Source organism: Nitrosococcus watsonii C-113 (assembly GCF_000143085.1).
Taxonomy (GTDB): domain Bacteria; phylum Pseudomonadota; class Gammaproteobacteria; order Nitrosococcales; family Nitrosococcaceae; genus Nitrosococcus; species Nitrosococcus watsonii.
Genome location: NC_014315.1, coordinates 2,727,421 through 2,751,929, shown reverse-complemented (window position 1 = coordinate 2,751,929; position 24,509 = coordinate 2,727,421). Strand labels below are relative to the sequence as shown.

General features: G+C 50.3%; 28 protein-coding genes and 2 pseudogenes. 19 read left to right on the top strand and 11 right to left on the bottom strand.

Features of this window, described 5'->3' with window-relative positions; all coding sequences use genetic code 11:
- The first annotated feature begins 4 nt into the window (after nucleotides 1-4).
- On the top strand, nucleotides 5-673 hold the full coding sequence (locus NWAT_RS12535; RefSeq protein ID WP_332309895.1) for a sulfatase-like hydrolase/transferase: 669 nt from the start codon (nucleotides 5-7) through the stop codon (nucleotides 671-673).
- A gap of 93 nt (nucleotides 674-766) precedes the next feature.
- Nucleotides 767-3,109, top strand: coding sequence for an arylsulfatase (locus NWAT_RS12530; protein ID WP_013221421.1), 2,343 nt, complete (start codon nucleotides 767-769; stop codon nucleotides 3,107-3,109).
- 140 nt (nucleotides 3,110-3,249) lie between these two features.
- On the opposite strand, the gene NWAT_RS16785 is transcribed toward NWAT_RS12530, so the two are convergent.
- Both NWAT_RS16785 and NWAT_RS12525 read right to left on the bottom strand, forming a co-directional pair.
- Nucleotides 3,250-3,408 (bottom strand): hypothetical protein, encoded by a 159-nt coding sequence (locus NWAT_RS16785; RefSeq protein WP_157679920.1) that lies wholly within the window; start codon nucleotides 3,406-3,408, stop codon nucleotides 3,250-3,252.
- Between the two features lie 259 nt (nucleotides 3,409-3,667).
- On the bottom strand, nucleotides 3,668-5,494 hold the full coding sequence (locus tag NWAT_RS12525) for a cation:proton antiporter (protein WP_013221420.1): 1,827 nt from the start codon (nucleotides 5,492-5,494) through the stop codon (nucleotides 3,668-3,670).
- Between the two features lie 594 nt (nucleotides 5,495-6,088).
- Here NWAT_RS12525 and NWAT_RS12520 point away from each other — a divergent pair.
- The 9 genes from NWAT_RS12520 to NWAT_RS18115 all read left to right on the top strand — a co-directional run bounded on the left by NWAT_RS12520 (nucleotide 6,089) and on the right by NWAT_RS18115 (nucleotide 9,503).
- Complete coding sequence (locus NWAT_RS12520; RefSeq protein WP_013221419.1) at nucleotides 6,089-6,460, top strand: hypothetical protein; 372 nt, start codon at nucleotides 6,089-6,091, stop codon at nucleotides 6,458-6,460.
- A 320-nt stretch (nucleotides 6,461-6,780) separates the two neighbouring features.
- Entirely contained in the window at nucleotides 6,781-7,002 is a 222-nt protein-coding gene (locus tag NWAT_RS12515) for a type II toxin-antitoxin system HicB family antitoxin (RefSeq protein WP_013221418.1), read from the top strand.
- A complete protein-coding gene (locus tag NWAT_RS12510) occupies nucleotides 6,995-7,213 on the top strand; it encodes a type II toxin-antitoxin system HicA family toxin (protein WP_013221417.1) in 219 nt (72 codons plus the stop codon). Before NWAT_RS12515 ends, NWAT_RS12510 begins: the two co-directional genes overlap by 8 nt.
- A gap of 112 nt (nucleotides 7,214-7,325) precedes the next feature.
- Nucleotides 7,326-7,514 (top strand): type II toxin-antitoxin system HicA family toxin, encoded by a 189-nt coding sequence (locus tag NWAT_RS12505; protein ID WP_013221416.1) that lies wholly within the window; start codon nucleotides 7,326-7,328, stop codon nucleotides 7,512-7,514.
- Nucleotides 7,515-7,523: 9 nt separating this feature from the next.
- Nucleotides 7,524-7,739, top strand: coding sequence for a type II toxin-antitoxin system HicB family antitoxin (locus NWAT_RS12500; RefSeq protein WP_013221415.1), 216 nt, complete (start codon nucleotides 7,524-7,526; stop codon nucleotides 7,737-7,739).
- A gap of 85 nt (nucleotides 7,740-7,824) precedes the next feature.
- Nucleotides 7,825-8,274 carry a phospholipase D-like domain-containing protein gene (locus tag NWAT_RS17115; RefSeq protein ID WP_198342156.1) on the top strand — a complete coding sequence of 150 codons (450 nt, stop codon included), beginning with the start codon at nucleotides 7,825-7,827 and terminating at the stop codon, nucleotides 8,272-8,274.
- A gap of 366 nt (nucleotides 8,275-8,640) precedes the next feature.
- Nucleotides 8,641-9,051, top strand: coding sequence for a hypothetical protein (locus tag NWAT_RS12490; protein ID WP_013221414.1), 411 nt, complete (start codon nucleotides 8,641-8,643; stop codon nucleotides 9,049-9,051).
- 73 nt (nucleotides 9,052-9,124) lie between these two features.
- Nucleotides 9,125-9,325 (top strand): hypothetical protein, encoded by a 201-nt coding sequence (locus NWAT_RS12485; protein WP_013221413.1) that lies wholly within the window; start codon nucleotides 9,125-9,127, stop codon nucleotides 9,323-9,325.
- A complete protein-coding gene (locus NWAT_RS18115; RefSeq protein ID WP_013221412.1) occupies nucleotides 9,312-9,503 on the top strand; it encodes a type II toxin-antitoxin system RelE family toxin in 192 nt (63 codons plus the stop codon). The genes NWAT_RS12485 and NWAT_RS18115 overlap by 14 nt, the downstream gene beginning before the upstream one ends.
- A gap of 132 nt (nucleotides 9,504-9,635) precedes the next feature.
- On the opposite strand, the gene mazF is transcribed toward NWAT_RS18115, so the two are convergent.
- A complete protein-coding gene (gene mazF / locus NWAT_RS12480) occupies nucleotides 9,636-9,971 on the bottom strand; it encodes an endoribonuclease MazF (RefSeq protein WP_013221411.1) in 336 nt (111 codons plus the stop codon).
- Entirely contained in the window at nucleotides 9,968-10,198 is a 231-nt protein-coding gene (locus NWAT_RS17820) for an AbrB/MazE/SpoVT family DNA-binding domain-containing protein (protein ID WP_013221410.1), read from the bottom strand. Before NWAT_RS17820 ends, mazF begins: the two co-directional genes overlap by 4 nt.
- 182 nt (nucleotides 10,199-10,380) lie before the next feature.
- Here NWAT_RS17820 and NWAT_RS16305 point away from each other — a divergent pair.
- From NWAT_RS16305 to NWAT_RS17595, 5 genes and pseudogenes are all read left to right on the top strand, one after another.
- Nucleotides 10,381-10,611, top strand: a pseudogene (locus tag NWAT_RS16305) (DUF433 domain-containing protein).
- 345 nt (nucleotides 10,612-10,956) lie between these two features.
- On the top strand, nucleotides 10,957-11,172 hold the full coding sequence (locus NWAT_RS12465) for a hypothetical protein (protein ID WP_013221409.1): 216 nt from the start codon (nucleotides 10,957-10,959) through the stop codon (nucleotides 11,170-11,172).
- Between the two features lie 18 nt (nucleotides 11,173-11,190).
- The gene (locus NWAT_RS12460) at nucleotides 11,191-11,760 is read left to right on the top strand and encodes an NnrU family protein (RefSeq protein WP_013221408.1); all 570 of its coding nucleotides are present in this window, start codon (nucleotides 11,191-11,193) and stop codon (nucleotides 11,758-11,760) included.
- An 89-nt stretch (nucleotides 11,761-11,849) separates the two neighbouring features.
- On the top strand, nucleotides 11,850-12,020 hold the full coding sequence (locus NWAT_RS17600; protein WP_232420130.1) for a ferritin family protein: 171 nt from the start codon (nucleotides 11,850-11,852) through the stop codon (nucleotides 12,018-12,020).
- Between the two features lie 105 nt (nucleotides 12,021-12,125).
- Nucleotides 12,126-12,296 carry a ferritin family protein gene (locus tag NWAT_RS17595; RefSeq protein WP_232420129.1) on the top strand — a complete coding sequence of 57 codons (171 nt, stop codon included), beginning with the start codon at nucleotides 12,126-12,128 and terminating at the stop codon, nucleotides 12,294-12,296.
- Between the two features lie 181 nt (nucleotides 12,297-12,477).
- Here the strand turns inward: NWAT_RS17595 and NWAT_RS12450 are convergent.
- The 5 genes and pseudogenes from NWAT_RS12450 to NWAT_RS12430 all read right to left on the bottom strand — a co-directional run bounded on the left by NWAT_RS12450 (nucleotide 12,478) and on the right by NWAT_RS12430 (nucleotide 17,682).
- Nucleotides 12,478-13,658 (bottom strand): annotated as a pseudogene (locus tag NWAT_RS12450) (RNA-guided endonuclease InsQ/TnpB family protein).
- Nucleotides 13,659-13,900: 242 nt separating this feature from the next.
- On the bottom strand, nucleotides 13,901-14,392 hold the full coding sequence (locus tag NWAT_RS12445) for a DUF411 domain-containing protein (RefSeq protein WP_013221407.1): 492 nt from the start codon (nucleotides 14,390-14,392) through the stop codon (nucleotides 13,901-13,903).
- Between the two features lie 210 nt (nucleotides 14,393-14,602).
- Nucleotides 14,603-15,808 (bottom strand): TraB/GumN family protein, encoded by a 1,206-nt coding sequence (locus tag NWAT_RS12440; protein ID WP_013221406.1) that lies wholly within the window; start codon nucleotides 15,806-15,808, stop codon nucleotides 14,603-14,605.
- Nucleotides 15,809-15,920: 112 nt separating this feature from the next.
- Nucleotides 15,921-16,892: a sigma-54 interaction domain-containing protein gene (locus tag NWAT_RS12435; protein WP_013221405.1), complete on the bottom strand. Its 972-nt coding sequence runs from the start codon at nucleotides 16,890-16,892 to the stop codon at nucleotides 15,921-15,923.
- Between the two features lie 70 nt (nucleotides 16,893-16,962).
- Complete coding sequence (locus NWAT_RS12430) at nucleotides 16,963-17,682, bottom strand: sulfite exporter TauE/SafE family protein (RefSeq protein ID WP_013221404.1); 720 nt, start codon at nucleotides 17,680-17,682, stop codon at nucleotides 16,963-16,965.
- Between the two features lie 311 nt (nucleotides 17,683-17,993).
- On the opposite strand from NWAT_RS12430, the gene NWAT_RS12425 reads away from it, so the two are divergent.
- The 3 genes from NWAT_RS12425 to NWAT_RS12415 all read left to right on the top strand — a co-directional run bounded on the left by NWAT_RS12425 (nucleotide 17,994) and on the right by NWAT_RS12415 (nucleotide 22,754).
- Nucleotides 17,994-18,749 (top strand): ATP-binding cassette domain-containing protein, encoded by a 756-nt coding sequence (locus NWAT_RS12425; protein ID WP_013221403.1) that lies wholly within the window; start codon nucleotides 17,994-17,996, stop codon nucleotides 18,747-18,749.
- Nucleotides 18,742-20,232 carry an ABC transporter permease/substrate-binding protein gene (locus NWAT_RS12420; RefSeq protein ID WP_232420128.1) on the top strand — a complete coding sequence of 497 codons (1,491 nt, stop codon included), beginning with the start codon at nucleotides 18,742-18,744 and terminating at the stop codon, nucleotides 20,230-20,232. The genes NWAT_RS12425 and NWAT_RS12420 overlap by 8 nt, the downstream gene beginning before the upstream one ends.
- 365 nt (nucleotides 20,233-20,597) lie before the next feature.
- On the top strand, nucleotides 20,598-22,754 hold the full coding sequence (locus NWAT_RS12415) for a TonB-dependent receptor plug domain-containing protein (protein WP_013221402.1): 2,157 nt from the start codon (nucleotides 20,598-20,600) through the stop codon (nucleotides 22,752-22,754).
- 31 nt (nucleotides 22,755-22,785) lie between these two features.
- Here NWAT_RS12415 and NWAT_RS12410 read toward each other — a convergent pair whose 3' ends face one another.
- Nucleotides 22,786-23,940, bottom strand: a complete 1,155-nt coding sequence (locus NWAT_RS12410) for a TDT family transporter (RefSeq protein ID WP_013221401.1) — start codon at nucleotides 23,938-23,940, stop codon at nucleotides 22,786-22,788.
- Complete coding sequence (locus tag NWAT_RS12405; protein ID WP_013221400.1) at nucleotides 23,904-24,479, bottom strand: transposase; 576 nt, start codon at nucleotides 24,477-24,479, stop codon at nucleotides 23,904-23,906. The genes NWAT_RS12410 and NWAT_RS12405 overlap by 37 nt, the downstream gene beginning before the upstream one ends.
- Nucleotides 24,480-24,509 lie beyond the last annotated feature (30 nt).

Sequence of the window (24,509 nt, the reverse complement as noted above, 5' to 3'; positions counted from 1 at the left end):
AGTCATAGCTGTAATAACGGTACAGTGCCCAGTATTTCAGGAAAGCCTACAACAATGCCACGTTAAAAAACTGAATATCCTGTACTTTATGACCGATGATGTCGGTTGGATGGACTTCGGCTTCAACGGTGGTGGTATTGCGGTGGGTAACGCGACGCCAAGCCTTGATCAGTTCGCAGCCGAGGGTTTGATCTTGACCTCGGCCTATGCGACGCCGTCCTGTACGCCGGCGCGCGCGACGATCATGACGGGGGAGAACCCTTTGCATCATGGCCTTTTGCGTCCGCCGATGTACGGAGAGTCGGGTGGGCTTGAGGGCGCGGCGACGGTTGCATCGATTCTCAAAAAACCCGGTTGCAAGACGCAGGGCGTCGGAATGAACGCACACCTGGTGGCGGTTCGAATTGATGAGTTTAAGTACCATATGGTGGTTCAGTTACAGAACGCAATTTTCCCGCTTGGTCTTAAGGGAGGGTTCAGTGGTGCCGTGCTCTCGGAGACGGGTGGTTCCGTCATGGTGAATCTGTACGAGAATCCGCAGGAGGATTTCGGTATTGGAAACCGTTATCTGCCGATCGTCACCCAAATGGGCCAGGAAGTCGCCCGCTATGGAAAAGTTTTGGCGAAATATCCACTGAACATTGAGGTCTCCATGCCAGGCAGCTCGAAGTGAAGGATTGGTCATAATTGTATTGTACGACCAGGAACCATGGTTAATAAGACGTTCCTTAGAAATTCAACTAACCAATAACATGAGGGATGGAACATGAAGGAATTACTGAGTGGATTGCTCGGTCTCGCGCTGCTGTTGGGTGCTTTTTTAGGAAGCGCCGAAGCACAGGATTGGCCAGACAGGTCACAGTTGCCGCAACCGTTGTCGCCCTTTGAGGGCCAGATCGGTAAAACCTACAAAACCTCTACGGGCGATTGGCAGGAACCAGTCTCGGCACCAGAGAACGCGCCGAATATCATTGTAATTTTGCTCGACGACGTGGGCTTTGGCCAGACTGGAACCTTTGGGGGCATGATCCCGACCCCGGAACTGGATGAGTTGGCGGCTGAAGGTTTGAAATATACGCGTTTTCATACCACGGCAATTTGCGGGCCAACCCGGGCCGCATTGCTCACAGGCCGAAACCACCACACCGCGGGCAATGGCTTTCTGATGGAATGGGCGACCGGTTACCCCAGCTATACGACCATGATTCCTAAACAGACGGCTACGATCAGCGAAGTTTTGAAGGATAACGGTTATGCAACCTGGTGGTTTGGCAAGAATCACAACACACCTAGTTGGGAATCCACGATGACCGGTCCTTTTGACCGTTGGCCGACAGGAATGGGATTTGATTATTTTTACGGATTCAACGGTGGGGAGACGGACCAGTATTATCCAGTTCTGATCGAGAACACGGTTGCAATAGAGCCGCCCGCCTCTCCCGATGAGGGGTATCACCTGCTCACCGACATGACCGATCGGGCTATCGAGCGAATGAAGGTTGCCAAGGCTGTTGCACCTGAAAAACCCTTCTTCATGTACTTTGCACCGGGCGCGATGCACGCACCGCACCAAGCTGCGCCAAAATGGCGTGAGCCCTTTAAGGGTGCTTTCGACGACGGCTGGGAAGCCTATCGCGAAAAGGTGTTCAAAAAGCAATTGGAAATGGGCATCATTCCCGAAGGTACCAAACTCACACCTCGCCCGGAATGGGTACCCGAGTGGTCATCACTCAATGAAACCCAGATCCGTGTCTATACAACACTGATGGAAAACTACGCCGGCTATATGGCGTTTACCGACCACGAAATCGGTCGTTTGCTTGATGGTGTCAAGCAATTGCCCGATGCCGAAAACACCATGGTAATCTATATTGTTGGCGACAATGGGGCATCCGCAGAAGGTGGTCCGGACGGCACGTTTAATGAAATCGCGTCCCTCAATGGTGTTCTGAAGCCCTTGGAAGACCTTATTCCGCGTCTTGATGACGTGGGTCAACCCGGCACGCAACCCCATTACCCCTTGGGCTGGGCGTGGGCGGGCGATGCCCCTTTCCAGTGGGTCAAGCAGGTGGCGTCCCACTTGGGCGGCACTCGCAACCCGATGGTAGTGAGCTGGCCCGCACGCATCCAACATGATGACAAGCCACGTGAGGCATTTCTACATGTCATCGATGTCGTGCCGACGATATTGGAAGCGGTCGGCGTACCGATGCCCAAGACGGTCAACGGCATCGAACAGGTACCGTTGGCAGGTGCCTCCTTCCTGAACAGTTTCAGCGATCCGGATTTCAAAGGACGTAATTCGCAATATTTCGAGATTATTTCCAACCGCTCTTACTACGAGGATGGCTGGAAAGCCAACGCACAACATTCCTTCCCGTGGCGGCAAGGATATGCGCCCGGCAATTGGGAACAAGACCAATGGGAACTCTATTACCTACCGGATGATTTTTCCGAAGCGGTCGATCTGGCCGACAAGAACCCGGAAAAACTGGCAGAAATGAAGGCGAAGTTTGACCAGGCTGCCCAGGAATTTGGCGTCTATCCCCTTGATGACCGTGGCGCAGCACGCATTGCTGTTCCCAAACCGGGCGTACCTGGCGCTATAGATGGCGCCACAGTTTTCACCTACCCAGCGGGGGCAACGCGAATCGGCGAGACGGCTGCGCCGCAGATGAAGAATCGTTCCTGGACCATGACGGCGTATGCCACAGGAAAGGGCGCGGAAACCGAGGGCGTACTTATGGCCTGGGGCGGTTTAGGTGCCGGCATGACGTTCTATATCGATAAAGGGATTCCCGTATTTACCTACAACTACTTCAATGACTACACCACCCTGAAAGGCAACAAGGTGGTTGATGGCGATGCCATCCTCGTTGTTGATTTTGCTTACGATGGCGGTGGCAAACTCGGTGCAGGTGCAACCCTGAGCCTGTTGGTTGATGGAGAACAAGTTGCGCAGAAGAAGATGGCCGGCTCGGTAGGCGGTGGTTTTGGTATAGACACCTTCGGTATAGGTGCAGATACCGGACAACCCGTTATCAACGATTACAAGCCACCATTTCCCTTTACAGGTGAGATCGAGAAGGTCGTCATCGAGTTGAAGTAGGCCGTTAACCATGTCTTTGAGTAAAATCCAGTAACCGCGGGGATGCCGACCGAATCTGGCTACACTCATCGACGATGCCTATTGTGACTTGTAAGCATTGCACGAGCAGGAACTATAATTTTTCGGTAAGAGGGTGTTTTTTATAGCCCCTTTGTAGAATGAGCCCAAGCAACTGGAGCGCCAAGGCGCACGATGTGCGCCTTGGCGCTCCGCTCCCATATCTGCCAGGCCACAAACTGCTCGATGTCCACATGGGGTGCCCGGTGCCAGTTCTTGCCCGCCTCTAAGGGTAAGCGCAAGCTGGTATCCGTTCCGGTCTAAAAGAGGTTGATGGTTTTCGAAGAAGCCGGTTGTGGCTTGCCGCTTCAATGGGATTGTCTTCAGACGAATAGGGGAGAGATACAACCCGCAGGGGGTGCTTACCCTTCCAAGTGGAACGGCAAATGCCCTGTGCGGGTGTAGATTTCTATCGATTTAATAGCTGCTTCAAGATCGCAGGGTAGAGGCGGAGTATGAATTGGGCCTTTTAAAATCTTTGACCTGGCGTGTAGCAAAATATTATTTTTCTGGCTCGCTTTCAGAGTCATCTGGGCTAAAGCTGATGATGGTATCCCCCGTTTCAGGAGGGTTCAAATCAGCAAGGGGATAAAAGGTAAGCTGGCCGTTTTTAGCTACCACCGCGATGAGTATCATGTCCCGAGGGCGATCCTGAAGGTAATCCTCGTAGGTATATTCTTCTGTGAGTTGGGTGTTGTGAAATTCCCAACCATGATAATAGTGACGCATAAAATCTTCATACTGAGTATTTTCATCAAAGGCGATTCTTCCTCGCGCCGAGCGGGCAAAGGTTTTATCCTCTTCGCTGGAATTGGCTATGGAAGGCAACTGGAATACGTGATTCTGGCCCAGTTGTGGCGCGAAGCGGGTACACACAAGAGCATTGTAGGCGTCGTTGGCGGTGACGGCCAGCACATAGCTGATGGCATTGAGCTCAAGAGAAGTTGCCGCAACTTCAGATAATATTTGTCCCCGGTATATCTCCAGATTCGATAGGCGCGCGGCCCGTAAGTGATGCCATGAAGTATCGTTTACAATTACGGGAATGCCTAATTTTTTAAGCGAGCGGGCTAGATCAATAGACCAAGGGGTAGCACCTACGATAAGTACGCCATGGGGATTATGAGCGGCAAGTCCTAGCAGCCGGCCTAGCCCCGACATGGTGAGACCATGCAGAATAACGGTGGCGGCGATGAGCGCAAAGACCAAGGGCAGGAGTTGATCGGCGCCTTCAAATCCTTGGTGGATAAGGGGAAAGGCTAGTAAGCCCGCCATTGAAGCGGCGACAATGCCCCGGGGAGCAATCCAGGCAAGGAGCAGTCTTTCCTGCCACTTTATCCCGGTTCCCAGGGTGGCGAGATAGACGGAGAGGGGCCGCACGAGGAAGATTGCGATGCCCAGCAAGGCAAGGCTGCGCCAGTTGAGTCTAGCAAGCGTTTCCAGCTCGATATTGGCGCTCAAGACAATAAAGAGCGTTGAAACGAGGATGAGGGTGATATGTTCCTTGAAACGGCGCAGTTCTTCAATATTACGCAGCCGCTGGTTGGCGACTACGACGCCTGCCACGGTAACGGCTAGCAGCCCCGCTTCTTCCTGGACGGCATTGATGGCCACATAGAGCAAGAGTACGGCGCCTAGCATCACGGGAGATTTCAGGAATTCCGGGACATGTCCCCGGTGAAAGGCCCAACTTAACAAGTAGCCAAAGCCGATACCGGCGCCGATAGCGGCGAGCAAGCCTAGGCCAAGGTTGCCTAGCGCCGCGAGTATCCCATGTTCGGGGGACTCCAGCACCCAGTACCACACGGCCCAATATTGAAAGACTAAAATAGCAAGCAAGGCGCCCAGCGGATCATTAACAATTCCCTCCCATTTAAGCAGCGCTGCCGTACGGCGCTGAAGACGAGCGTGTTTTAGCAGCGGCATAAGCACCGTAGGACCCGTGACTACACTGATGGCGCCGAAGAGGGTAGCAATGGGCCAAGAGAGATCCGCAATAAAGTGCGCTGCTGCTGTATTGAGGGTCCAGGTCAAAAATAATCCTAGGCTGACTAAACGCCTTACATCGACCCCAGCTTCTTTATATTCGTGCCACTGAAGGTTGAGTCCGCCTTCGAATAAAATGATAGCCACCGAGAGGGCGATCAAGGGGGGGAGGATGTGGCCGAAAGTTTGCTCCGGATTGAGCCAGCCCAAGACCGGTCCAAGCGCGAAACCAGCCATTAACAGCAACACAATGGCCGGGACTTGAAAGCGCCATGCTAGCCACTGGATGCTAACACCGAGCACGACAATAAATGAAAAAATAAGGATTAAGTTAGGTTCCATAAGATATTGTTTGGTAAATAAATAATAAGGATAAGGACGGTAGGCTATGGAGACTTGCCCTTATCCGCAGCGTCAAGTATTCCAATCTATGTAGTTTCTCTGGTCGCGTTTAGATGATGAGGAAAATTGAGTAGATTGACACTGGGCAAAAGCCTAGCAGTTCACCCAATAAACTCAAGGAAGAAAAACGGGGATTTTCCAGGACGCTCATTCCCGTGCATTTCACTTGATAGACTTTGCTAGGCGGTGGGCTCGCCCCACGATGGGTTTTGCCAAAATCCACTTATTGACATGGTATCGTCATTGGACCGTCTATTAAACGATATGGAGTAGGATGCAGACGTAAACTTGTCATCTCAGAGATGGAACGCTACCGTTTCTCTTACTCCATGATGGCAGCTATAGGATAGAAGCGGTTCTCGGGAGAACGGAACTTCTACAACATTGGGAGTAGGATGATCGCCCATTAAACGGTGAAATAGAGCATATTCCTAGAGCAGATAGCCGACGGGCGCGAGGGTGTGCCGCATACTGGCCGAGCAAAAATATCTCGCGCCGTGCGTGCCAGGCCGATCCTTTAAAGGAGGCAATGCAATGAGAGGCGTTATTATAACTACTCTGTTAGCACTGATATTTTTATTTTGGCTGGCGGCGGAGCTCTATGGTTTTTTTAAAACTAAAAATAAGTCGCCAGAGGCCACGCGAACGGTAGCCTATATTCTTGGATATCCCTTGCTTGCAGTTTATGTGGCAAGTGGTAGTTTACCGCCGGCTGCAATCGTTTTTCCGGTGGCCCTGGGAGGCGTGTTTTGGCTATTGGCTGGCATGCACCTCAAGAAAGTTTTAGAAGGCGAGTACCTATCCACACCCGGAACATTTATTGGAATTTCCATAAGGTATTGCCTTGGCAGCGTTCTCGGTGCATTTCTTCTCGGTGCCTTGCTTCAATACGCCGGGCTGTTTTAAGCGCCTTTTGGGGTAAGATAGCACTGCCCTTTGTGGATTGAATGGTCATCATCGGATTGGGTTTATAGTAGGGCCTTAGCACAGATTTTCGGAAAAGCTCAATAAAGGCAAGTCGATCAGGTTAGAAGTATCGAAATTACTTTGCCTATGGCGCGCGTATTTGCTAAAGCTAATAGGGGCTGGCCGAATAAATAATTATTTGATACCAGGATAGAAATAAGTATTGGCCAATCGCTAATTGCGTATAATAAGGCGCAGGTTAGTCAGTCTATTTCATGTTGGGCGTTTAATATAACGAAATAGATAAAGAGAGGTTAACTATGAATAGAAAACTAACCGCCATCATTGAAAGGGAAGACGATGGCTATGTAGCACTCTGTCCGGAGGTGGATGTGGCTAGTCAGGGCGATACTATTGGCGAGGCTAGAAATAACTTGAAAGAAGCGCTGGAATTATTTTTCGAGGCCGCATCCGCTGAGGAAGTAACGTCACGGCTACATGAGGAAGTTTATATTACTCATGTGGATATAGCAGTTGGGTAAGCTTAAAGTCTTCTCCGGTAAAGAGGTCTGTCAAATACTGGAAGCCCACGGTTTTGAGAAAGTGAGGCAACGTGGAAGTCATATAGTTATGCAAAAACAGATATCGGGAAGCACAGTTACCGTACCAGTTCCAGATCATAAAGAAATCAGGGCAGGCACACTGATGTCTATCATACGACAGTCAGGTCTTCAACGCAGTGAGTTTGAATGAGCGGAAATCGCCCAACAATGCGCTGCACCTGACCGCTTCGTCGCTACGCTCCTCAGCAGCAGGTGAGCTTGGTCGTTATGCGCAGGAACATGCTAAAGAACAAGGTTAACGGATGAAGGTCAAGGAGCTTATCAAGCTCATCGAAGCAGATGGTTGGGTACAAATTCGAATGAAAGGCAGTCACCGACAATTCAGGCACCCGACCAAGGTGGGGATCGTAACAGTTTCCGGCAAGGCAAGTGTAGATATTCCAGTCGGCACATTGAAGAATGCACTTAAACAAGCAGGGTTACACAAGTGAGCACAGCGTATGAAATATACAGTCATTCTTGAGGAAGGCGACTCAAGCTACGGAGCATATGTTCCCGATCTGCCGGGTTGCGTAGCAGCAGGAGAAACTCGCGAAGAAGCTTTAGCACTCATTAGAGAGGCAATCGAGTTCCACATTGAAGGATTGAAACAGGAAGGACAGCCTGTGCCGAAACCGCACAGCGTCAGCGAGCTTGTTGACGTGGATACCGCATAACAAGCCCATGCATGCGGACCGCTCCCTTCGGTCGTGGCCCGTGATGGGCAGCCGTTAGCACAATAAACCAAATGGGAAATCATTCATGAATTTAAATGACTATCAGCTTGACAATGATGGTAATTTTGACAAGCAATTATTAGACAATAGTGCCGATTCAAATGTTGGTGTAGCAGTATATTTTCGAGACATCGAAAACAAGCTACTCAAACATATTTTAGAAGCCGATGCCGCATTTGGTGCAGTGGCATGGCTGACAAGTGCTCCTATTCTTGAGGCGCTATCAAGATTGTCCGATGTATCTATAATTGTCCAAAAAGAAGATTTCCTTCGTCCTGATAGTGGGGCCAATAGTAATTGGAAGAAAGATCTACGTTCCAAATACTCTAAATTAAAGTATGGGCTAACCCGGTATTCCTTCCAAAATATACTTAGCTCTGTATCTGTGGCATCTGACCCGTCAATTGAGCCTGTGCGATGTGTTGGAAATCATAATAAAGATAAAAAAACCAGCATTTACGAGAATGCACAATAAGTTTCTGGTGTTTGCAAAGTTTTCAGCGGGAAGCAATGAACATGAAGTAGAAACCATCGAGCCATTGCAGTCTGGACAGGCTCGTTCAATTTTACAAAAAATGCTACTAACTCATTAGAAAATGCCCTCTATATTACTGAGCCAACCATAGTTCACGCCTTCTTTAATGAGTATAGGCAAATAGCTGCAATGTCAGAACCTTTAGACTGGACTTCCGATTGGGCAGAGCCAGAATGGCGAATTGAAACCTAAGAAAGTGCTAACAATCACATGCACTCGGACAGCAAAAAGCGCCGCTCCTCGTTCCTCGCCGCTCTGCTTTTTGCTGCCGGTGAGCTTTGTCGTTAGGAGCGACTTGGAGTCTAGATGAAACGGCCACCAACGGATCGAGAAATCTTAAAAAAAATCCACGATCGTTACTTAATTGACTTCGGCGACTTTGACTTGTCAGCCTCCGAGCCAACGCGCGAATCCAAAATCTACGCCCCCATAGATTGCCGAGTGATCGCATCTGATCTCAACGTTGATCCTGACATCGTATTTGGTCGACTTTATTATCATCTCAACAAGAAATACGGTTATCGGCAGGATGATGGCTCCAAGGTTGAGCTATTTGCTTTTAAGGTTGGCAAAGATAAGCATGCAGTCAATTTTCCACTTTTGTCGGCAGTGCTGGCAGAGTTACACCAATCATGGTTCCGGTTCACAGCGCCTCTAGTCTTGTCTGCGGCAGCGTTCATCTTTTCCATCCTGAGCCTTGCATGCAGAGGCTCCTAACAAGTCAGTGCAGCGGACGGGGTACCCGCGCCGCTGATTTCCGGCGTTAGATAAGCAATTATAGAGATATACAATGATTAAGCTAAATGATCTTCATCTAGAGTACATCACCGATGAAAAGGGTGAAAAGAAATCGGTCATTCTTCCGATGTCTGAATTTGAAGAACTGATCGAAGACATCGAAGATTTAGCTGCTGTCGCTGAAAGAAGAGAAGAACCGGCTATCTCTCATGAAGACTTGATTATCGAGTTAAAAAAAGATGGCCTCATATAGGATCGAATGGAAGCAATCGGCCAGAAAGGAGCTAAGGAAGCTTACAAAGACTATTATCCCTAAAGTTCTTGAAGCGGTAGCAGCGCTAGCTGAAAATCCATATCCTGGAGGCAGCATAAAATTGCGAGGCAGTGAGCACACCTACCGTATTCGGGTAGGAAATTATCGAGTTATTTAGTATTTTCGAATGTTCTGGTTATAGAGATTATCAGAGTGGGACATCATAAAGATATTTATCGCAAGCTTACCTAACTTGGCACTTTGCCGCCCACATTCCGCTTCGCTCCGTAGCGGCAACTGAGCTTCGGCATTATATGCCCAAGATAGTCGATACCAAACTCTTCACTTCCGTTAAGCATTCAGCGTTAATTCTATCTACTTTGTGAAGGTTTCTTGCTGACCAGTCTAGCGATTTCAACTGGTCGGTAAGAATAACACCTTTTGTTTTTTTAGTTCCTTGAACTTTAACTTCGAAAGGATACCCTTTTTCTTGATTTGTAACAGGGCAGAGCCAAGCAAAGCCGGTGACATTGTTAAATTTAACTGGGCTTAATACCAGTGCGGGACGCTTACCAGCCTGCTCATGACCTGCTTGAGGATCAAAGTCAACTATTACGATGTCTCCCACGTTTGGGGCGTGACTCATAGAAGCTCATGCCCTGCTTGGCCGGTGAAGACTTCTTCGTGACGGTTCTGAGGGGTTACTCTAGCCAGCAAATCGTCTAGTGAGGGCTTGCAGGGCTCGATGACAACAGAACGGCCTCTTTGAACAATATTCACCTGGTCTCCGATGTGCAAAGATAGCGCATCAAGTATCTTCTTAGGTAGTCGAATAGCTGCGCTGTTACCCCATTTTGCGATAGATGCGATCATAACAACCTCGTTTCAGGCTATTGAATAATGTATATACATTGTAGCTACATTCGTCATTCTGTCAATATGGAGCCGGCCACTTCATAGAACAAATAGGTATAGATGTGGTTAGGCATATAACAATGCGTTCAATTCATATCATAATAATAATGAACTTGTGTGAAGTAGAAGTTGGATAAACTATGACTGTGAACTACAGAGATAGAATAACATTGGAACCGAGTAAGAGGTCGGGGAAGCCCTGCGTAAGGGGTCTTCGGATAACGGTTTACGATGTGCTGGGATACCTCGCCTCATGAATAAACGTTGATGAAGTCCTTGATGATTTCCCGGATTTGGAGCGGGAAGATATACTGGCTTGTTTAGCCTATGCGGCCGATCCGCGCCATAGCATTGTTCTCAAGTCAGGATGAAGATCCTGCTGGATCAAAATTTATCGCCGAAACTATGCGATTGGTTATGAAGCAGTTCACGTCCGTAATATTGGTATGGGTTCAGCGAGTGATATCGAAATATGGAATTATCAAGTGCATGTACCGGACGCCTTCGGCGTCGCTGATTTCCAGCGTTGGGATGAGGGATAGTGATGCTACTCTGAGAAACAAGGGCTGGTAATTTCCTGCAAATAGAAACGCTGCTTTTCGATTCTGGATTGGCCACAGAAGGCGCTGCTGGGCAACTCGACATATTTGCCGTGGTCGAAATAGATGGGTTTGTCGTAGTGGTTAGAGGGATTGAGTATCGAGGTGGTAATTAGCATGCGCTACGCAATTGTTATCGAGAAACCTGAAGGTAATTACTCAGCATATGTACCCGACCACCTTAATGCCCGTGGAGGAGTATACAAACCGGAGGCGGTAGCCGTATGGCTGCCGCCCATGGACTCTGTGGAGGCGAGAATTGCAGCAAGGCAAGCACGGCTGCCGGGAACAGCCAAGCGAGACTTAGCCGCAAACTCTAAAATGTTTATCTAAAGGAGCCATCTACTCTATATGCCGCAATTCTTGCTAGGTCTCGCATTATTCTTCGGCATGCATTCTATGTCCATCGTAGCCTTGCCGCTACGTGATCAATTGGCGGCAAAAAGCGAAATCGGATGGAAAATACTGTATGGCAGTATCTCGCTCATTGGGATTATTTTCATATCAAAGGGCTACGCGGACCTAAGACAAGCACCCACCTTACTTTACGTATCGCCTATTTGGTTGCGCTATGTGGTTACCATTCTTTTGCTGCCCACATTCATTCTTTTTCTTGCGCCATACTTTCCTGGGCGAATTAATAACACTGTAAAACATCCGCAGCTTGTCGCTGTGATGATTTGGGCCGTGGCGCACTTATTGGTAAACGGCACGTTAGCCGACCTATTATTGTTCGGGTCGTTCTTGCTGTGGGCCATCGTAGATCGTATCTCGATGATGAAGCGAGTCACCCGCTCAGTACCTAGTATGCCTCAATCGAAAGCAAACGACCTTATCGTGGTTGTGGCTGGCTTGGCTGTATATGCGGCAATCGTTTTCTGGCTTCATGAAACGCTGCTAGGCGTGAAGCCGCTCATCTAGGTACTGGACCACTCCGGTCTAGGGTACTACCCAATTTTGACCCGACAGGCGCGAAAATAGGTTCAGCATTTTTTCTTAAGAAGAAAACAATGTCAGAAACTGTAAGCAATGTTCTCATAGAAGCCATTAACGATGAGTACAAGGCACGTGCAACATACCGCCATGTCATTCGTAAGTTCGGTGAAATACGTCCCTTCATTAATATCGTAGAAGCGGAAAGCCGGCATATCGAAGCATTATTACCTTTGTTTCAAAAATAGGGTGTTGCTGTTCCAGAAGATAATTGGGCTTCACGAATTGAAGCGCCTTTATCTGTTCTGGAAGCCTGTCAAATAGGAGTCGAAGCGGAAATCGAAAACGCAAATATGTATGATAGGCTGCTTGAATCGACAACAGATTATCCAGGCGTTCAGAGAGTGCTCACCCAATTACAAAAAGCATCCATGGATAATCACCTTCCTGCCTTTCGCCGATGCGTTGAAAGAGGCGGAAGGCAGGGGCAAGGTTGGCAACATGGCCATCGCCACGATGCCTGAGGACAGCTAAAAAAATCATCGGTGATGGTATGGCATGATAGTTCGGCCGAGTATTAGTTTCAGGCAACCCGCTGTTACTCGCGCCGGAATGTGTCGAGACTTGGAGTTTGCGGCTAAGTCTCGTTCGCTTGTTCCCGACAAGCTCCCTCGCCTGCTACAATTCGCGTTTCCACGGAGTCCTTCAGCAGCCATAAGCCACCTCCGGTGGGTATACCCCTCCACGCGCATCACTTCCGGTTCTCCCAACCGTGTAGCTAACCTTAAAATATTTTTAGCCGCGTTAATATCGCGGTCATGGACTGACTTACAGTCCGGGCAAGTCCACTCGCGGACCTTGAGCGGCATAGCCGCTTGCACTGCGCCACACACTGAGCACGTTTTACTGGTGGGCGCCCACCTATCCACTTGCACCAACGCCCGGCCATACCACTTAGCCTTGTATTCCAGTTGCCGCTTGAGCTCAAACATGCCCACATCGCCCAAGGCTTTGGCGATGCGCCGATTGGCCATCATGCCCCTGACGTTGAGCGTTTCCATGGCAATGAACCCCGCTTGGCGAATCAGCGCCGTGGTGAGCTTGTGCAGAAAGTCTTGGCGGGTATTGCTCACCCTGGCGTGGGCTTTGGCGACCCGTATCCGCTGACGATGCCAACGAACGCTTCCCTTGCGCTTGCGGGATAGCCTGCGCTGGGTTTTTCTGAGTTGCCGGGTATGCCTGCGTAGGTGGCGTGGGTTGCCGGACTTCCAGCCCTCGGAAGTCACCACCACATCGCACACCCCTAAATCAATACCGCTGCCGTTTGGCTTTTGCGGCAGGTATTGAAGGGTTTCCTCACACATGAAGGAGACACAATAGCGGCCCGCGCAGTCCTGGGTAACCGTCACCATTTTGGGGATGCCTTGGGGCCTGCGGGACCACTTGAGCTTGAGCGACCCGAGCTTGGGTAGTTTAAGAAATTCGCCGCTACGATACAGGTTGGCTACCTGGCGCTAGTCTAGCTGATACCGCACGCTTTGCCCGTGCGCTCTTTTTTTGAACTTTGGATACTTGGCCCGCCCAGCAAAGAAGTTCCTGAAGGCCACATCCTGGTCCCTGAGCTTTTGATTAAGCGTTGTAGCGCTGGCCTCGCCCAGCCACGCGTACGGCCCTAGCTTTTTTAGAAACGTGAGCTGGCGGCTAAAGTCAATGCCGCTAACGCGCTTGTCGTGCACTCGGTATTGACGGCCACGCCAGGCTAAAGCGGTATTCCACACCCACCAGGCATGGCCAAATTCCATAGCGAGTTGCTGGCGCTGGACACTGGTGGGGTAGAAGCGGAATGTATAGGACCGCTGGATAGTGGTAGAATCACGCTCGGTCATGGCCTCAATACTTTTCCTATTGGGTCTGTGGCAAGTGGCTAGGTAGCGCTTCCAACACTATCTAGCCGCGCCCTCAATGATACCGCGAATTTTGCCCGCCGCAAACATCACTTTACCTTGCCCTCGCGCTCGCAGCAAAGTTTCACTTCGCACGCTCGCTGGGGGATCGTCATACATCCCTGTATTCCTTCAAGGGAAGAAGCGGCAGTCCATTGCCGCTAAGTAGTATCCATTCTTTAAATTCAGTAATTCTGGTAGGTATTAAATGGTTTTGACTGGCCTGCTTCATTAAACTGAAGGACATAGAATGGATCTTTTCTCGCCCCCATTTCCATGCCTGGTGTGCCTACCGGCATGGCGGGAACCGTCAGGCCCGTTATTTTAGGTTTCTCCATAAGGAGGCGTTTGATATCGTCGGCGGGAACATGGCCTTCAATGACATAACCATTGATGATAGCGGTATGGCAGGAAGCCAACTCCCGGGGAACACCATATTGTTGCTTTAGGGTTTGCATATTATCGGTGGTGATATCTTTAACAGTGAAGTGGTGCTGTTCTAGGTGATCGACCCATTTCTTACAGCAGCCGCAGGTAGGACTGCGATAGACCGTGATATTGGAGGGACCAAAATAGGAGACCTGGGCCTTGTCCCATACGCTTTCTTCCTCAGCATGGGAAGAGATTACGGGTAAAATTAATAGAAGACCTAGGCTAAGCTGATAGATTAATCGCATTTATTTGCTCCAAAAGACAGGTTGCCGGAATTCGAACCCGCGATCCCCGTCGCACAAAGCGAAGAAGGGGAGTGACATAGTCCGTCCAGCAGTAGGTTTTATGGATTTTCAGGAGGCGATATGCGAAATAATCGCATGTCCTGATCCATAGACTTACAGTGAGACAATCGAAAATCCGGGAAATTCCCCCTTGTCCTATGGGAACCGGGATTATGCTCCCGTCAGGCGATCAATGATCTTGAAACCGGCCACATAAGTCCCTACGGCGCTGCCGAGGGTACTGAGTAAAAATACCAGTAGAATCCGAGTGACGCGGTTGCTCCACCAACCCTTGATATGGACGGTTTCCTGCCGGAGGCGGCTAAAATCTCCCACGGTAGGCCGGCGCAGAAATGTTTCAATCGCGGCGGTGACCATACCTGCTCCGATGGTGGGATTGAGGGAAGTCAAAGGCGCGGCGGCGAATGCGCCCGCAATGGTTAAGGGGTGGGCGCCGGCGATGAGGGCGCCCAGGGCAGCCAGGCCACCGTTGATTAAAATCCAGTCTATAATCAACTGCCAGCCCAGTTCGGGACTACGGTAAAAACCAAAGATGAAGCCAACCAACACCAGAACCACGATCAACCAGGGGATAATTTGAGGCCAACGGCTCGGGGGGGGGATCTGATCCAGTTCGGTGATAGTTTTTTTCGCGGGTGTAGCGTTGTCTTGTTCTAGGTAACGGGTTACGCCCCGGAGATGCCCCGCCCCGATGACCCCTAAGAGATGACGGTATTCATTCTGATTCATTTCTTCCCGGAGGCGGGCCGCCATGTAGCGGTCCCGCTCGTCGATGAGAGGTAAGTAGAGATTTTCCGCTTCCATTGCAAACTGAGAGAAGGTTGTTTCCAGGACATCTCCCTCCTTAAGGCGCTCTACTTCTTCTTCGCTGACCGTATCCCGGGACATTAGGCTGGCAAATAGTCCGCCGATCAAGTTAAAGCGCTGCCACCAAGGGACATTGCGGTAGATGCGCTTGAGGGTGGTGCCGACTTCTCGGTCAATCAACAATACGGGAAGTTTGGCACTATGGGCCGAATCGACGGCCGCGCGCATTTCCGCGCCGGGTTCGATACCGAACTGCTCGGCTATCCGCTGCTGATAAGCACCCAGGGCCAGACTGGCGGTTACCATGGCAGCCTTGCCTTTGCGAAGTACTTCGAGCAGATCCATGCGGGAGAGGGCATTAGGGTTGATAAGGGCCTGGTAACGGCTCGGGCAGAGTTCAACCGCCACGGCATCGTAGTCCCCTGTCGCAAGCAGTGCCTTGACATGCTCGGCACTAGCTCGCGAGACATGGGCGGTGCCCAGAAGGGTAATCTGGCGATCAGCGAATTTAATGATACTCAGAGGCTGTTGCTGTTCGGTGCTATTCATCTATATAAAATAAGAATGCCAACTAGCAGGTTCGGCATAATTGCAGGTGCGCTAAAAGGGCAGGTCCGTCCGTATGGCACCGTGTTGACCATGCCCTTGGCGTTGTTTTGTTTTAATTGGTTTGAAGGGTGTATTTCTGCAGCCGATAACAGAGCGTATCGCGGCTAATACCCAACAGCCGCGCGGCTTTAGCGCGATTACCCTTGGTTTTGGCGATGGCTTGGTGAATGAGTTCCATCTCTACCCGATCAAGTTCTAAACCGCTTTCTGGCAAGGTGATCAGTGGTTTTTCCCCCTTTTCTGGCAGCAGATTCAAGTCGCCGCGAATGTTAAAGGGCAGATTTTGAGGGGTAACAATTTGGCCCGGCAATAGCACCATCATGCGCTCGCAAAAATTACGCAATTCCCGCACATTGCCGGGCCAGGAATAGAGGTTGAGAACCCGTAAGGCAGCCGCATTAAAGCCCGCTGGCGTAAGGCCGTGGTGGTGCTGAGCAAAGACGGCGCAAAAGTGCTTTAAAAGCCTGTGGATATCTCCTTCCCGTGCCCGCAAGGGTGGTATCTCCAAGGGCACCACATGGAGGCGGTAGTAAAGATCTTGGCGAAACCGTCCTTCCTGGATTCGTTGGTTTAGATTGCAATTAGTGGCAGCGATAACCCGTACATCGCAGTGTTGGACCCGCGTATCGCCAATGGCCTGGCATTCGCCCGATTCCAGGAAGCGGAGCAGCTTAGCTTGAATGGCAGGAGAGAGCTCGTTGACTTCATCCAGGAATACGGTACCTCCTTCGGCAGCCCGAAAACGTCCCAAATGGTCATGGATGGCGCCAGAGAAAGCGCCACGGCGATGGCCAAAAAGTTCTGATTCGGCTAGCCCTTCCGGCAGTGCCGCGCAGTTAATGGCTGCAAATGCTTTGTTTGCCCGCTGGCTCTCGGCATGAATGGCCTGTGCCAACAGCTCTTTACCTGTTCCCGTTTCTCCTATAATGAGTGCGGTCACCTCTGTGGCCGCCACCATGCGTGCGCTGCGCAAAAGGGCTTCGAAAGCCGGCGCTTTACCAATCAGTGAATCAAACCCATCCATCCCGTCACCTGTTTATCCGTTTAATTATTGATGATTTAAACGGTATATTACCCTATTTTCCGTAGCCGTATTAGCCCTTATAGAAGCCAACGGCCAGCAAGTTAACCAGGGCCATGGCGATAATGACTAAACCGGCTACGAGGCGCAAGCGATTGAGGCTGGCGAGGTGAGCCATCCAAGCGGTAAAAATGCCCGTGCTCATCACTGTTGGCAGAGTGCCGATGCCAAAGGCAAGCATGGTTAAGGCACTTTGGGTTCCGCTACCGGTAGTGGCGGCTACCGCAACGGCATTATAAACCAAGCCACAGGGCAGCCAACCCCAAATGGTACCAAAGACAAAGGCTTGCTTCCGAGAGCGAACGGGTATTAGCCGCCGTCCCAAGGGTTCTAGCCGGCGCCATAGAGGAACCCCTATCCGCTCTACCACAGCAAAGCGGGGGAACCAATTAGCAAGATACAATCCCGTGCCCAACATGATAAAGGATGAAACCGCCTGCAATATATCATGTCCCGAGACCCCGAAGACGAGAGGATGGCTGAGGGAACCCAGCAACCCGACCAGCAGCCCCATGATGAATCCCATGGTAATGTAACTTGCGACTCGGCCTAAATTATAGGCAAAGACAAAAGTGAGCAATCGCTTTTTGTCGCTGCGGATTTCCCGTGGCAGGCTCAAGGTTAGGGTGCCGATGATCGCCCCGCACATGGCAACACAATGCAGACCACTCAGCAGACCCAGCAAAAGCGCGAAGGTGAAAGAGGTGGTAAAAAGAGGATCTAAAAGCGTCACAAATAACAAAATAAATAGAAAAGTAGGGAGCTTTAGGCCATATCAAAGGCCAAGCATTTATTTATATAACCGACCAGCAAAGCGTAGGCCAAATTATCCGTCGGGTATTCATCGTTTATGAAGTAATAGCCGCTGGTAGATGGATTCGGAATTATCAAAAGAAGACTCGCAAGGGGCCGTTTCTAGAGGATATGGAAACTATTATTCTCTGGCGGGAACTTGTTGAGGGTTATTGATCCTGCTCCTTGACATTATTCTGTATAGGCTCAGAATTTTAATATTCGGCTCCCCCCATTCCAGAGTACAAGGGCATGCTAGAACTGGAAGCGGTTTCTAAACGCTACGGTAGCACCATCGCTTTACATACTACGGATCTGTCCATTACCCAAGGTTGGACCACCGTTTTAATCGGCCCTAGCGGTTGCGGTAAATCTACACTGCTGCGATTAATGATAGGGCTCATTCAGCCAGATACAGGCATCATCCGTTTCGAGGGCGTCTCCCTAACCACCGCCAACATCTTAGCACAGCGCCGGGAGATGGGGTACGTGATTCAAGAAGGGGGATTGTTTCCCCATTTCACGGCACGGAGCAATATTGTTTTGATGGCCGAGCATCTAGGATGGGATAAAGCGCGGATACACCGGCGGCTTGAGGCGCTGGTGACGCTCACCCGTTTTCCCAGCGAGGCTTTGGACCGATACCCCATCCAGCTTTCTGGCGGGCAACGTCAGCGAGTCGCTTTGATGCGTGCATTGATGCTTGATCCAAGCTTGCTATTGCTGGATGAGCCCTTAGGCGCCCTAGATCCTTTGAACCGCTATGAACTGCAAGCCGAACTGAAAGAAGTTTTTAGGTCGTTAGGTAAAACCGTGGTGATGGTGACCCACGATATGGGAGAGGCAGCTCATTTTGGTGATCACATCGTATTGCTGCAGGAAGGAAGAATCGTGCAGCAAGGGAGCATTCGAGATTTAGTGGAAAACCCTGGTGCGCCTTTCGTAGAACGCTTTATTCGTGCCCAACGTTCGCCCTTGGAGGCTTATGGAAGGCCGCACAGTGAATAAAGCAAGCCTTGCTTTGGCTTTGTGGCTGCTATTCTCGGGATGCTTGGCCGATTCCGCGGTGATCGTTGGCTCCAAGAAGTTTACGGAATCCATTCTTTTGGGTGAGCTGGTAGTTCAGCAGATACGGAGTGCGGGCGTGAACGCGATCCATCGCCGGGAACTGGGGGGATCGCGGGTTCTTTGGAACGCCTTGCTGACCGGTGAAATCGATATTTATCCTGAATATACTGGCACGCTCTATTACGAAATTTTTTCCCGGCAGGTGACCGAAGAAGCCGAACTGCGCCGCCTTTTAGTGGCCCAGGGAATTGAGATGAGCCGTCCCTTGGGATTCAATAATACGTATGCTTTGGGAATGAAAGAAGCGGTTGCCGAGCGGCTCAATATTCGTAAGATTTCAGATCTGGTTAGACATCCAGAGCTAGTGCTGGGATTTAGTAATGAGTTTATGGCCCGGGCTGACGGATGGCCGGGTCTGCGTACTCGCTATGGGTTGCCCCAACGCCAGGTCAGCGGATTGGATCATGATCTCGCTTACCGGGGACTAGCGCAGGGTTCCTTGCAGGTGATTGATCTCTACTCGACCGATGCTGAAATTGATTATTATGGATTGCGCGTACTAGAAGATGATCGTCATTACTTTCCCGACTATAAAGCCCTATTGCTTTACCGGCGTGACTTGCTGAAACAGGCGCCAGAGGCAGTGACTGCCTTACATTCTTTGGAGGGGCGCCTTGATTCGGCAAGCATGGCCGCCATGAATGCCCAGGTTAAGCTGGAGCGCGTCCCCGATTTCCAGGTAGCCGGAAATTTTCTGGAACAAACTTTTGGCCATCGCCCGCAAGCCTCTCCGGTAACCGCCTGGCAGCGTTTTTACCGCCATACCAAGGAGCACTTGGTTTTGGTCGGCATTTCCCTGACAAGCGCCATTGTTGTCGCCATCCCGCTCGGAGTTATCGCAGCCTACCGGCCCCGGCTAGGGTCGATTATCTTGAGTATAGCGGGGATTATTCAAACTATTCCCGCGCTGGCCTTGCTGGTTTTCATGATTCCTCTCCTTGGCATTGGCGGTCCGCCGGCGGTTGTGGCCTTATTCCTGTACAGTCTTTTACCCATCCTGCGCAATACCCATACCGGGTTGCATGATATTTCCCCTCAGCTTCGAGAATCGGCAGTAGCGCTGGGTCTTTCAACGGGGGCCAGGCTGCGTTTAGTGGAACTGCCCATGGCCTCCCGCGCTATTTTGGCGGGTATTAAAACCTCAGCGGTGATCAATGTGGGCACGGCTACCCTGGGTGCTTTAATCGGCGCCGGGGGATATGGGCAACCTATATTGACTGGAATTCGCTTGGATGACGTGAGTCTTATTTTGGAAGGAGCCATTCCTGCCGCCGGACTGGCCATGCTGGTGCAAGGGCTGTTTGAGTGGGCGGATCGAGCCATAGTCCCTAAAGGGCTGCGGTTGGCAGAGCGGAAAAGATAAGTATTTTAGCAAAAATTTTGAGAAAAGCACGGTTGGTTTCGCGCTGCCCTGCTCACCCGCAGGCGGGGGCAGCCGTCCCTGCAAGACGGACGGCCATTGGCGCTGTGCCCATGAAAAACACCATTATTTTGCGGGTGGGTTAGAAAAAGCCTCAAGCGGTGGGTGCCGTGCATCCGTAGAGAAGGCTGAAGTACGGCATTTCCCGTATTTCTGAGGAAAAATACGGGAAATGCCGTACTTTTATCCCTGATTCTGGGGGCTTCGTAGGTAAGTTCCTGCTTGTTTTGATAAAAAATATTTAGCATAAATTTTGCTATTTATTAAGTTTGACTGCTCAGCTTAATAAATCTATCAGGGGAAAAATAATGCTTAAAAGAACGCCCATTTTCGTCCTCGTAGCTACCGCCTGCGCTGCCTCCCCGTTGCTTGCCCAGGATGAAGAGGTGACCTTGCCGGAGCTTGAGGTGGTGGGACAACCGGTTGAGCGTGCGGGGGTAGAAGCAGAAAATAAGCCTTTCGCCACGCCTGATACGGCCGATTTGCTGAGGCGGGTCCCTGGCGCTAATGTCAATGCGAATGGACCGATAGCAGGTATGGTGCAATACCGGGGGATGTTTGGGCCGCGAATGAACGTGCGGATAAATGGTACGCCTATTGAATCAGGAGGACCTAATTGGATGGACCCGCCACTGAGCTACGCGCCTCGCAGCCTGGTAGAGTCAATAGAGGTTACCCGGGGGGTTGGGTCGGTCAGTACGGGTTCTGGAATCGGCGGCTATGTTGAAGCCAAAACCAAGTCCAGCCATTTTACCGGCAGCGAGCAATTTGAATTTCACAGCGATGTTGATATAGCAGGCCATTCCGTCGATGGTGGTTATAATTTGGGGGGTATTTTGTCTTTGTCCAATGATCGTCATCGGTTACATTTTCTTGGTAGCCGGGATGATGGTGGCGATACTGAATTTGGCGACGGCACTATCAAGGCCACCGAGTACGAACGGAATACTTATGGCGCTGGGTACGGTTTTAAAACAGGCGATCATGAATTTAGCGCTGACTATCAACGTCTGGATACCGAGAATAGTGGCACCCCAAGCCTGCCTATGGATATTAGCTTCATCAGGACCAATCGGGCAGGAGGTAAATATACGGGGTTTTGGAACGATATCCAGCTAGAAACCCGGTTCGGCTATTCTGATGTGGATCATCAAATGAATAATTTTAGGTTGCGGCAAGCCGCTAATTTTTGCGCTCTACCGGCCCCCTTTTGCCAGGGCGATGATAAACGTTTGGTGAATGCTGGCAGTGAAGATTTCAACTACGGCCTTAAGGCCACCTTCGCCCTCTGGGGTGGCGATCTAGCCATAGGCGCCGATGGCCATGCCGCGCAGCACAACGCGACTGTCTTGGATCCTGATTTTGCGCCCTTTTTCGTGACTAATTTTAACAATGCGCAAATAAATAAGTATGGCTTCTTTAGTGAATGGACCAAGGAGATTTATTCTAACTGGGAACTCCAGCTTGGAGCCCGTTATGATCGGGTAGAGATGGATGCGGATGGGGTCAACGCCTTTCCCGCTCAGCTTGCCGACAGGGGCATGGGGGGGATGCCGGCGCAGATGATACAAATGCTCAGGAATCGATTCAATGGCGCCGATCGTGGGCAAAACAACAACAATGTGGACTGGGTCGCCGAGCTCAGCTACCAAATGAATTCCGCTCTTCGCTGGACTTTCGGCGCGGCGCGGAAGATGCGCTCGCCAACTTACATTCAACGTTATCTCTGGATTCCCCTGGAAGTCAATGCGGGTCTGGGGGATGGGAATGCCTATGTGGGTAATGTGAATCTTAATCCGGAGACATCCCACGAACTGGCATTTGGCTTTGATTGGCAGACTCAGGCTGCCTACTTTTCGCCGCAAGCCTACTACCGCCGGGTCGATGATTATATTCAAGGAACTCCGGCCACCGATTCCGTGGTGATTGCGGTCAGCACCAATGCTGCTGGGGATGCCACCCCGCTCCAATTTAGCAATGTGGATGCCGAGATTTACGGCCTCGATGCGGATTTCGGCTACCGTTTCCATCCCCAATGGCGGTTGGATGGCGTGGCGAGTTATGTCCGGGGTAAACGGTGGGATATTGATGATAATTTATACCGTATTGCCCCACCCAATTTGCGCCTCTCCCTTACCCATGAACGGGTCCATTGGTTTACCACCGTTGAAAGCGTGTTGGTGTATCGGCAGGAAGATATTTCGGATACCAATACCTTGGACCCAGGAAACCCCAACAATACCAATAAAGCGACTCCAGGCTATGTCTTGGTTAATCTCTATGGCCAATACCGGTTGCTTAATCAAGGCATTACCTTCACTGCGGGAATCAATAATTTACTCGATAAAACGTATACTAACCACCTAACAGGCTTTAACCGCGTGCTCAATAGCGATGTCCCTCAAGGACGGCGCTTACCTGGCCCTGGCCGCAACTTCTATGCTGCTCTGCGCTATGAGTTTTAGTTTGTTTAGCCGCGAACGGCAGACCCATATATTAATTTCTAGGCAGAAGGTGCAACAAGTTTTTATAGGTGGTAAAACTCCAGAGAAGAAGCGAAGTACCCCATAAAAAAATGGCAACCCCATTAAGGAAGGAAAATAAGGGGTTTTGGGCAGTTAAAAATATCGCAATTCCAAAAGCAGCAACAGGAAAAACGAAGGCCCAAAACCCGAGGGTAAAAGGAATATTTTTCTCTTTTACATAACGGGCCATGATAAGGGTCGCTAGTATTGCCCAAAAACAACCATAACCGATAACAAAAGGGACATATACATGAATAAAAGGAGAAAGATTATTTTGCAAGCTAGCTAGTTGCGGAAAATGGTCCAAGGCTTTTTCCAGGCTTAATAAGGCAATCACGGAAACGCCTGGTGGCGCTAATGGTACCGCCAGAGCGGGGGCCATTTCCCGCAGGGGAGGAGGACAACAGTAGAGCTGGTGAAAAAGTAAAGAGAGCATCAGAAAATAAGAAAAAAAGGCTATACCTAGCGCGAAGACATGGAATATTAGCAGGGAGTGGCCGATAAAGCCTGGAAAATGGGCAATCAAAAAATTGCCGGCAAAAATATTGACGAAAAGACCCACGGGCGGTAACAGCCAGGCACCATTTGCCTGGGTTATTTCGATTGTTTGTGAAACGGAGAAACCATAAGAAATGATCAGCAAAAAGCCCATGCCGCTTGCCATTCCAAAACCATAAAAAATTAGAGCTAACAAGTATCCTAAGTGAGGATCGAAACTAAAGAGTCCAAGCGGAAACATCACGTTGGATATGGCGGTACTTAGGATAGAAGCGGAAATACTGATAGCGGGAAAAAAGACCGAGAGCATGGAATCGTGAATATCATGAATGACTTCCCGGTAAAAAAATAGGAGACGAAGCAGAAAAAAGACGGAACAAAGCATGAATATAAAAAAAGCCAGCAAAATGAATTCCACGGCAAGATAGTCGAGGAAAATAAACTGGAGATATTGCCCGATAAGGTAGGAAAAAATACCCGTTGCGCCTGTCGCCATGGAGGCCATAAACCAGTGGATATCAAAGCGGCTAAGGATATTCTGGAAGGGCGGACACACAGGTCCGCCCCTACAAATAATTTGCCAGATTCCCGCTAGGCCGGGTTTACGAATAATTTGTCGGATTCCCATTGGACAGGATTGTTGCGGATGTATTCGCGGATACGGTCCAATTCTGTTTCATTACGGATGATGTGTTCCCAATAATTACGCTGCCACAATTTGCCGGGAAATGATGGCCATCCATTTCGTTTGACGCCACGAATATATTCGTTGGTCGTCATGGTTTTGAACCATTGCACCACGCCATGTAGGGGCGAACCTGTGTGTTCGCCCTTGTTGATTGCGGGTACGGCATCCGGGCGGACACACAGGTCAGGGCGGACACATAGGTCCGCCCCTACGGCGTTTACCACAATGAAATGAACGTGGTTGGGCATGCAAATGAATTCATCACCTTCAATATCCGGGAATTTGTTGGGTAATTCGGCGTACCATCGCAGGATCGTCAAACCAGCATCATTCAATTTCATTTCGCCGGCCACGATGTTGCCGAACAGGCACGCGCGGTTTTGGGTACAGACCGTCACGAAATACGCCCCTGCCTGATTATAATCGTATCCCTGTAACCGTATGGATCGGCGATGATGGATTTCCGGATTATAGGTCATCCCTCTGTCTCGTGCGGCAGATTGCCGGCA

What these genes read in the sequence shown, in the direction of transcription:
- NWAT_RS12405 (WP_013221400.1), bottom strand. Translation starts at nt 24,479, where the DNA reads ATGACCTATAATCCGGAAATCCATCATCGCCGATCCATACGGTTACAG.
- NWAT_RS12410 (WP_013221401.1), bottom strand. Translation starts at nt 23,940, where the DNA reads ATGGGAATCCGACAAATTATTCGTAAACCCGGCCTAGCGGGAATCTGG.
- NWAT_RS12445 (WP_013221407.1), bottom strand. Translation starts at nt 14,392, where the DNA reads ATGCGATTAATCTATCAGCTTAGCCTAGGTCTTCTATTAATTTTACCC.
- NWAT_RS12440 (WP_013221406.1), bottom strand. Translation starts at nt 15,808, where the DNA reads ATGAATAGCACCGAACAGCAACAGCCTCTGAGTATCATTAAATTCGCT.
- NWAT_RS12435 (WP_013221405.1), bottom strand. Translation starts at nt 16,892, where the DNA reads ATGGATGGGTTTGATTCACTGATTGGTAAAGCGCCGGCTTTCGAAGCC.
- NWAT_RS17115 (WP_198342156.1), top strand. Translation starts at nt 7,825, where the DNA reads ATGAATTTAAATGACTATCAGCTTGACAATGATGGTAATTTTGACAAG.
- NWAT_RS18115 (WP_013221412.1), top strand. Translation starts at nt 9,312, where the DNA reads ATGGCCTCATATAGGATCGAATGGAAGCAATCGGCCAGAAAGGAGCTA.
- NWAT_RS12485 (WP_013221413.1), top strand. Translation starts at nt 9,125, where the DNA reads ATGATTAAGCTAAATGATCTTCATCTAGAGTACATCACCGATGAAAAG.
- NWAT_RS12520 (WP_013221419.1), top strand. Translation starts at nt 6,089, where the DNA reads ATGAGAGGCGTTATTATAACTACTCTGTTAGCACTGATATTTTTATTT.
- NWAT_RS12490 (WP_013221414.1), top strand. Translation starts at nt 8,641, where the DNA reads ATGAAACGGCCACCAACGGATCGAGAAATCTTAAAAAAAATCCACGAT.
- NWAT_RS12530 (WP_013221421.1), top strand. Translation starts at nt 767, where the DNA reads ATGAAGGAATTACTGAGTGGATTGCTCGGTCTCGCGCTGCTGTTGGGT.
- NWAT_RS17600 (WP_232420130.1), top strand. Translation starts at nt 11,850, where the DNA reads ATGTCAGAAACTGTAAGCAATGTTCTCATAGAAGCCATTAACGATGAG.
- NWAT_RS12525 (WP_013221420.1), bottom strand. Translation starts at nt 5,494, where the DNA reads ATGGAACCTAACTTAATCCTTATTTTTTCATTTATTGTCGTGCTCGGT.
- NWAT_RS12415 (WP_013221402.1), top strand. Translation starts at nt 20,598, where the DNA reads ATGCTTAAAAGAACGCCCATTTTCGTCCTCGTAGCTACCGCCTGCGCT.
- mazF (WP_013221411.1), bottom strand. Translation starts at nt 9,971, where the DNA reads ATGAGTCACGCCCCAAACGTGGGAGACATCGTAATAGTTGACTTTGAT.
- NWAT_RS12500 (WP_013221415.1), top strand. Translation starts at nt 7,524, where the DNA reads ATGAAATATACAGTCATTCTTGAGGAAGGCGACTCAAGCTACGGAGCA.
- NWAT_RS12515 (WP_013221418.1), top strand. Translation starts at nt 6,781, where the DNA reads ATGAATAGAAAACTAACCGCCATCATTGAAAGGGAAGACGATGGCTAT.
- NWAT_RS17595 (WP_232420129.1), top strand. Translation starts at nt 12,126, where the DNA reads ATGTATGATAGGCTGCTTGAATCGACAACAGATTATCCAGGCGTTCAG.
- NWAT_RS12505 (WP_013221416.1), top strand. Translation starts at nt 7,326, where the DNA reads ATGAAGGTCAAGGAGCTTATCAAGCTCATCGAAGCAGATGGTTGGGTA.
- NWAT_RS12425 (WP_013221403.1), top strand. Translation starts at nt 17,994, where the DNA reads ATGCTAGAACTGGAAGCGGTTTCTAAACGCTACGGTAGCACCATCGCT.
- NWAT_RS12465 (WP_013221409.1), top strand. Translation starts at nt 10,957, where the DNA reads ATGCGCTACGCAATTGTTATCGAGAAACCTGAAGGTAATTACTCAGCA.
- NWAT_RS17820 (WP_013221410.1), bottom strand. Translation starts at nt 10,198, where the DNA reads ATGATCGCATCTATCGCAAAATGGGGTAACAGCGCAGCTATTCGACTA.
- NWAT_RS12460 (WP_013221408.1), top strand. Translation starts at nt 11,191, where the DNA reads ATGCCGCAATTCTTGCTAGGTCTCGCATTATTCTTCGGCATGCATTCT.